This window comes from Chlamydiota bacterium (genome assembly GCA_016178055.1).
GTDB lineage: Bacteria > Auribacterota > JACPWU01 > JACPWU01 > JACPWU01 > JACOUC01.
This window is the reverse complement of the sequence record JACOUC010000044.1, coordinates 61,656-70,470: the sequence shown is the minus strand read 5'-3', so window position 1 is coordinate 70,470 and position 8,815 is coordinate 61,656. Positions and strand designations below refer to the sequence as shown.

The 8,815-nt window shown below is 39.9% G+C and carries 2 protein-coding genes; one reads left to right on the top strand and one right to left on the bottom strand.

Annotated elements, in window-relative coordinates:
- Positions 1–8,224 (top strand): hypothetical protein (locus tag HYS07_06685; GenBank protein ID MBI1870860.1); only part of this gene is annotated, 8,224 nt, incomplete at its 5' end.
- 209 nt (positions 8,225–8,433) lie between these two features.
- Here the strand turns inward: HYS07_06685 and HYS07_06680 are convergent.
- The gene (locus HYS07_06680; GenBank protein ID MBI1870859.1) at positions 8,434–8,769 is read right to left on the bottom strand and encodes a DUF59 domain-containing protein; all 336 of its coding nucleotides are present in this window, start codon (positions 8,767–8,769) and stop codon (positions 8,434–8,436) included.
- Positions 8,770–8,815 lie beyond the last annotated feature (46 nt).

Sequence of the window (8,815 nt, the reverse complement as noted above, 5' to 3'; positions counted from 1 at the left end):
TATCGCTATTATTAAAGAAGGTGGAGGGGCCTCAGTAAAAAAGGGCCTCATCTTTAATCGATCTCGCATGGAAGAGATTTTGAGAAAGGAAGAGATCCCAGATGATTTTGAACAGTTTTTTGTAAATGAGGGAGAGTTTGAGAGAAGATTTGAAGACCCTTACGGAACTTTGATGACTGTTCTTATGCCTGAAGTGGAAGGAAGCAAAGATTCTATGAGTGGGATGATTCCCATTTTAACAGTAGCTTTAGAGAGGTTAGGAATTGATAGAAAATGGCAAGCACAAATTGAAGAAGTAATGATGGTTGCGGGATGGATTGGGATGTTGGGGATTGGCGTGGTAGTGTTGGGTCCAGTTTTTGCAAATGTGGGATATGTAAGAGTGACTGCGGGTTTGGTGAGTGTTGCATTTGAGGGATTTCATTATTTTGATTTTTTAATTGGACCTCTGGCCCGCTGGGTAGGAGGACTTCCCCATATAGGTAACCCCTTGTCAGAATGGTTAAAGGGTCTCCAGCTTCGTGCTCCTCCTTCTTGGAAAGGGATTGTCCGTCTTGCCATTCTCCATTTTGCTTCGTTCTGGCTTCTTTCTCCTCTCATTGCTTTACTAATGGATTCTTTTAACCTTACCGGATTTACTCAACTGGATATCATATTGTCTGCGGTAGGCGCCTTTGGATTAATTCTCACGAGTGTCTATCATCATCGGATGAATTTGAGGTATTTGAATCAATCTGCAAATTTAACTGATGAATTAGGCAACAAGAGATTTGACCCTATTCATGACCTCCTTCACTTGATTCGCATGGGTGGATCAAATAATTTTGGGGACATCACGGGAATTTATTCACGATCAAATACTCAGCACCTTGTCGGGGGACGGCGGTTTGATTTTAGAAAAGAGGTGGATAGGGTGAGGGGGGTGCATGATTTAGATTCTGTATTCCCTGTTTTGAGGGATACAGACGATTTGATGGAGGATTTAAAATTAGTACCCCATTCAGACATGGATGAATTTAAAGCAGCATTTCCAGACTTTCGCACTCCTCGGGACGAGGTCAATCCAGAAGGGGAATTTGGATTTGTGAAACGATTAGCGCATGGGAAGAATATACAGGATGTGTTGGTCGAGGTGAAAAATTTTTATGAGCGTAGATATCCAGGGTCTTCTTTAAAATCGTTACTGGATGTTCAGAAAATGACATTTCATAAAATTCAGAAAGGAAATCAAATTTTAAATCCTGAGACGCGTCTTCCTACGCCGGGCGGATCTTATGTGGATGAGAATAAAGTTCTTCACATCTTCCTTCCGGAGAACGCCGAAGGAGAGTTGGATTCATTATCGGCTCTTGCAGCCTTTCATGAAATTTATGAGGTGTTGATCAAACCAATGGATCCTACCGTTCCTTGGCCTGATGAAAAAAATGTTTGCCATACCCTTGTGGCCCTTGCCGAAAATGGCTTGCTTCCTAATTTGATTCAGAGGTTTAAGAGGCAACTCGATGCAGCTTCTCCTGAATGGATTTTGAGTTTTATAAGGGAGTATGAGAGTGGAGAGGTTTTGCGTCAAATCACGGAAAAATTTGAACAACCTGAAGATCAAACCCGTTTGTCCTATGCGAAGGATAATGCAGAGAATTTGTATAAACTAGCACAAGACCGCTTGTGGCAAGGCATCCGTCGATGGGCAGGAGAACAGAATCCTGTCTTTGAAAGTGATGATTTTGAAGAATATGTATTTCATCTTGTTCGTCATCCCGGAACACTTCGATCTGCCTTGGATGCGGCAAGAACTTTTAGAAGGATGGGTCAGGTAAACCCTAACAACTTACAAGCCCTCAAAGATTTATTTTCCTCTTTAAATCGAATGACGAATCATTGGGATCATACTTTTCAGGCCCTGGGGCTTTGGGTCGAGGCGAATGTTGTTCATGCAGAGAATCTACAGGAGACTAAGGATTTTTTTGAAATGATGGATGGTCGTAGTTTAGAGGTTCGCTTTTTTCCAAACTTTGGTGAAACTTTAGAATCGCTCATACGAGCTGTTTTAAAAAATAATCTTGATCGAACAGCCATTCAGCTTAAATTTCTTAAAAATCTTGTGACTAGAATTAGAAATTATGACCATCTACACTTCGCCCTCTCGGCTTTGGAAGGGCTCGTCGAGGCCAAAGTCGTTGATGAACAAAATTCAAAAACTGTAGAAAGGCTTCTCGCGGGTATCGCTAGAACAACAATACCAAGTAATGTTTTTTCATCTTACAAGACATTAGATATGCTTGCGAGACACGGTGCTGTTCAAAGAGCTTATTTAGATGAGATGGGGGATTGGATTCATAAAATTAATAAAGGGGCTGGTCAAAATGCGCTTTTTGTTCATCATGCATTACAGGCCTTATCAAAAGCAGATGTTGTTTTGGGTGAGGAGAGTTTTTCGCATATCAAACGTTTGCTCAGTTCCATGATGGAGCGTGTAAGGGGAACATCTGATGATTCATTAACGCCTGAGGAAGAACGGGTGATGCATTTACCCTTATCCATTCATGGGGAAGGTAGTATTTTCAGAGAAAATCAAGATTTGAATCGTGAGCTTAGGGAACTTTGGCAGCATACCTTTCTTAAAATTCTGAGAGTGAATGATCCTCGTCTTAAGAGAGTTCAAGCGATGATACGCTCCGTGAAGGGGATTCAGATGACTTTGAGTCGAGAGGCTGATGCTGCGTTAAATTTGAAAATGAATGGAGATCTTTTATTTATAAATCTAAATCGGTTTGATTTCATTGACATGATTTTATATCCGGGACTGGTGATTAAAAGCTTGCTCTCTTCGTTCGAAGGAAGCTCATTTAAAGACCTTTCTGATGATATGAAGGAAAGGATGATTCTTAGGGTATACCCCATGAACATTCCATTTCGCGAAGAGAGGTCCGCTCTATTAAAGGTCGCTGGTACGATGATGATTGAAATTTGCGGGGAGTGGCATGCCCAAACCCGAAATTGGGATTTACAGGATCAGAATATTCCTCATTTTTTAGTTGATTTTAGTCAAGGGGTGTCTCGTTTAATGGAAGAAGGTCAATCCCTTCCAAATATTCAAAACGTTTCGGAAAGCGACCCACTTCGATCTCTGCAAAAATACCATCTACAATTCAGTCGCCTTCAAAAAATGTATGCCCTTGTACAGAATTGTAGAAGCAGGCATAGGGCACAATATCAAGTTGTTTATACAGGGTTTGAAAAATGGGGTTCTAATGTTAGTCAGATGAAAAGTATTCTTAAAGATCGTATTCTTCAGCATCGTCAATATAAAAGGGATGACCCAGCAGACAGGATCCAACGGTTACTAGATGAACTTCAAAAGGGTTGTCAGGAAATTCACAACGCGATTGTCCAGGCTGAGTTAGTCTCGGACGAAATAGCCAAGAGACGATATTTAAAAATTGCTCAAGACATAGATGCAATGAACGCCTTTATGAAGGGAGTTTTGAGTTCGCTCAGCATTTTTTATACGGGAATGGCGATGGAGACCCTGGCCACCACCGCCCTCACCGAAATAGTTTATGAGGGGAAATATGGGAAAGATGATAATCGACTCTATACAGAGGCGGCGCCGGGGGAAGAATATGGAAAACCGGCGTGGATTGCCCTGGCGGCTAAGCTCAATATTCCTTGGATAACAAAACGGCTTGCGAAAGAGGGATTGGATGTAAAGCGTCTGAGAAAAATTTCTTGGAAAGATATTGCGATTAACCTTTCAGCCTCTCGATTAGGGATGTTTCTATTATCGATCTTTGCTCCCGCGATTGTTTTTGCTGCCCACTCATTTGTTCTTCTTCTTGTGATCAGTGCTGTATGGATTCTTATAAATTCAGCCTTGTTTGCTTATCTTCATCTAGGAAAGGAAAAGCTTCAAGGGAAATCATGGCGAGAAAAATTTAAAATTATTCTTCGCGATAAGAGATTTAAAAGAGCCTTGTTGTGGAATGCGGAATTTATTCCAGGTGTTGTTGCGGGTGTGGTAGGTCTTTCAGGATTTTCTACGGTCGTGTATCTCGCATCCTCAATTATATTTTTAGTTTCTATTTATGGCTTCAATCAAATCATAAAACATCATCATGAATGGAATGTCCAGATTTTAGAAAAAATAAAAGCAGCAGAAAAAGCTCAAAACACTCCGCTTACTGAAAAACTCAAAAAAGAAGAGATGGCGACGATGGTGGCAGGAGCTTTATCGGAGGGTGGAAGGCAGAAATTTCTTAAGGAAAATATAGAGAAGGCGGAAAGTTTTTATTTTACTTTAGAAGAGATGGATCATGGAGGAGGTGCTCGAGATTATCAACTTATGAATATTGTTCTTCAAAATGGGCTTTTAACGCGTGAGGAATTTGAGCGTAGAAAAATAGTTGATAAACTTTTTCTTGGATTGATGAATTTAGATTCTGTCATTATGCAAAGTTCAGCAGAGTCCTTAAAAAATATTTATGAAAGAGGTTGGATTTCAGAAGCTGAATTGAAAAGTGATTTGAAGGTATCCGAATGGGTGCCTTTGCTTAAAACACATGGCAATTCTGAAGTTCGAAAAAATGTTGCAGGAGTACTTTTATCTTTGGTCCGATCCGGAATGATGACAAAGCAAGATGTTATTGAATCAGAATTAATTCCGAATCTTGTAGACCGAATTGCTCATGATAATAGTGTTTATGTGCGAAAAGCGTGTGCCGAGGTTTTAAAAGCCCTTAAAGATAAGGAGGAATATAATTTTGAATTAGCACAAATAAGTAAGGAATTGCTCTGGCCCTCTATCGGTTTTGATCTTGAGAATAGTCCTTTTTTAAATGTTCATAAAATTAATTCTGAAGCACTCAGTTTTATCATGGGAGCAGAAATATGGGATGCTACTTTTATTAGAGATCATTTGAATTTGGAAAAATTAGTAAAAAAATCATTGGTTCCAAATGGATATAATCGAGCTAATGAGAATGTTGCAACTTTTCATAGAGAGGATAAGGGTGTTCTCACTATTTTCCTTGAAAAGGGAGTTCTTACTCAAGAATTTTTGCAAGAGAATAATGTTTTAGGTTCTTTGAAAACTCTTGCGAAAGAAGCCCAGAGAGAGGATGTGCGTTCGGAAACCTTAGATGCCATTAAAATTATGGCAGCAAAAGGCTTTTTAAGAGAAGGTGATCTTGATAATGAATTTGTTCTTTTCGTTAGAGGAGTTTTATTAACAAGTAAGAGTCCTGATGTTTTATGGAGTGCGGCAAAATTGCTTTCGGCACTTTTTTCAGCAGGTTTTCTATCTCCTTCTTTCTTTCAGGAGAGTGAGATTCCTCAAAAATGGATGCGGGGCCTTCATTCGTATCACAGCCCAGAATATCCTGAGCCAGAATTAGGAGATTCAATGTGTTTAGCCATCATGAGTGCCCTTGATCTTTTTATGAACGCAGGCATTTTCTCTGGAGAAGATATTAAAGGAGAACTGGAAGAATTATTTTCTCCTGTAAGAAGACGATTAGATAGTGTAGCTCAATCGGTTCTCAGTCGAAGCAGGAAAAGACAAAGTGGTTTTATATCAATAACAGATCAAGAAAAATCAATGATTCGGGTTCTTTTTGAAAGCCACAGTCTTTCACAACTCTATCCTTTTATCTATAGAAAGGACATAGAACCAGAATTTCGACTAGAGATCATTCATGCCCTTGCCGAAAGAGGAGTTTTAGACGAAGGATATGGAGTCATTTCGTTAGAATCTTTACCACAACTTACTGAAATTCATCGGAAATTAGGAAGGATCGTTCCGCCTTTGATATTACTTGAAAAAATATCATCCGGTGAAATTACATTAGATGAATTTTTGAAGGCAAAGAAAGAGGTAACACGTCTTAAAAAATTAAAAGATTATCGCAGTTTGATTCGTCGTCTTAGCCCAAATAAAGATCTCATGTTGGCCTATTATTGTCTTTGCCAGGCCCCTTTCTTTTACCAAGGAACAAGGCCTCTTTCTTATGAAAGATTTAAGGAAATTATTCAGAAAGGTGTCGAGAGTTTACAACAAGAAGATCCATCTGTTGTGACTGAAACTTTAAAAAGGGGTTTTTTAAAGGCCGGATTAGGTAAAAAAGAAGCAAGGGAAGTGGTTCATTCTTTACTGAGGGGGAGGGCTCCTTTACCAATTGTAGGCTCTCATTTTATCTACCTTGTTCCGGACGATCAGAATAACGAAGAGCTTAAAAAAGCGATATTGAGCCAAATTAAAAATGTTTTATTTTCTCTTCCCATATTAATGTATGCTCAAGCAGATTTAAGTGATCATGTTCCGGCCAATTCAATCAAGCCATCCAATGACTATGTTCCAAAACTCCTCTCACAATTTGTTAGACTGCAGAGCCTTGGTGATGGTGAGGATATTCAGGCTGACAGGAGGTTTGCAGGGAATGAACCCATTGAGTCAGCAGAATTTTTAGTGAAAGAGAAACCTCTTGCAGTTACTGATTCGGCGTCTCTCATCCCTCGTCCTTCGTCCATCGGTTCTCCCTCGAGCATCACTGTTTTACAGCAGGGTTTCGGAGCAATTTTAAATTCTAAAACTCAACATCGGCAAATTTCAGAATATTGTAAAGGGATTCTTTTTAATCAGCTGAAACAATTATCAGCTTCGCAGTTGGGGTTGGAAAGGGATGAGGATTTTGAAAGGGCGTTTGCTCATGCGGCACGTGTACTCGTACGTGAAAACGTACGTGTGGGTGATTTAAAACTTGCCTTATTGAAAGTTGTTGATGCGATTAAGAAAAATAATGCTGGAAAGACTGGGATTAGTAAAGAAGGAGAGTCAGAAACAAAAAGCACGATGTTACACAATTTTATTGTTTTGGCTGGGGCTGTGCGGGGGCTGGATATAGAGGGGGATGATTTAGAAAAAATTGCTGACTTTATTATGAATGGGGAGACAAAAGGCATTCCTAAATATATTCCTCATATGGAAGGATTTCCAGAAGATGTGGAAAAGCTTTATCTCGATGATTTCTTGAGTCTTCTCGACTCCGCTCGAAGCATGCTTCTGGACTCGAACTCACCTCGTTCGGGTCCAATCGATCAGTTATTTCGTGGAGGCATTCAAGCATCAGTCAATCCAGCTCCCTGGGGTTATGGGGAAGGGTGGGTTGAAATTCAACCTGATGGAAAAGTTCATTTAGTGAATGGGGTTCAACGATGGATGATTTCATTAGGAGAAGAAATGACAGCTTCTCTTAGAGAGCTCTATCAAAAGATTCAAAGCTTAGAATCTCAAAGTAAACGGCCTCTTCGGATTCACATCACAGGAGCCAATTTAGACGATGAATTTTTAGCCTACCTCTTTGAGAGCCTTCTTTCATGGAGTGGGGAGCAAGATTCTACAATATTGGATTTAAATCTTCCAGATGAACCAGGTTCTTCAAGATTGGCGCATGTCCTTGGCAGGCTTACATTAGACCGAACGAATGGGCAAATGGAAGTTGCTTGTGAATCTTTATGGGCCCAAACACGAGATCGTTACAGCAAAAATGCAAAAACTTTAGTCGCTCATTTATTTGATATTCAAGTTTTGGTGATGGATCAAGATATGGCTCGTATTTCGGTGAATGAAAATGGAACTATTTGGGCCGATACAGGAGCACTTAGACAGTGGATAGATCATTTAAGAAAAGAGGGGAGAGAGAAGGTTCTAAAAATAGCCATTCCTGTTTTTGTGCTTCAAACCTTTAAATCCCGTGATAAGGATAAGGATTTAGAAAAACGTATTCGTGTTGCTTTGGGCTTAGATTCTCGTTCAGGGTACAAGTCTCCTCTCAATAATATTCAAATTTTAATCATCCGAGAAGGGAAAGAAAAATTTAAACCTGAAAGCTATCGTAAAATAATTCAAGCTGAAATTAGAAAACGATTTAATCGTTGGGCGATACCGCTTTTAGAAATCTGGTTTGTCTCAGGATCCTTGGTCGAACGATTGGGGCCGGAACTTCATTCTCTTTTAGCCTGGAGGGTCGAAGGAAAACTAGATGAGGCCAAGCTTGCAGTCATCTTGGATATTTTAAGCCAGAATGGGGTGAAGATTAACCCAGATTTGAAGAATCTGGATCCATCCGCATTTGATGAAATGGAACGCCAAAGACGAATTAATCTGCGCCCCTCAAAGCGCCTGGCTTCTTCTAGAGCTCTGATGGATTTGGCTCAGAGGCAGATGTAGAAAAATAACACTTCTGGCAGAATGGGTTACATAAGCAGAGTGTTTTTGTACCACTCCATTCATAAAATAATCGATATCCATGCAGAATGTTCACTACTCTTTTTTGAAATAAAAAATAAGACCCCATATTGTTTATGCGGGTTTACGGGCGTTGCCCTTCCAAAAAACACTCTCGGGTGTCAAACTTGGGATTTACTTTCTACTGCTTGTTACGTGTATCCAAGGATTTTCTTTGCCTTTTCACTCATTCGATCAGGATGCCAGGGGGGCTCCCAAACGATTTCAACTTGTGCAGATTTTACCCATAGAATGTCTTGAACCATCATTTTGACTTGATCTGCAATGGTTCGAGCCATTCCACATCCTTGGGCGGTGAGGGTCATTTTAATGTTCACTTGATCATTTTGGATGGAGATATCATAAATGAGTCCTAAATCCACAATGCTGACATTGGGAATCTCGGGGTCGTAACACTGTTCTAAAACTTCATAGACCTGTTTTTGAAGGTCATCGGGGATTTCTTGAATTTGTTTAGTTTTTTCCATTTTAAAAAAATCTCCAATAAATTAAACTACAAAATCAGGCTATGAC

Coding starts and splice junctions, on each gene's coding strand:
- HYS07_06680 (MBI1870859.1), bottom strand. CDS start 8,769: ATGGAAAAAACTAAACAAATTCAAGAAATCCCCGATGACCTTCAAAAA.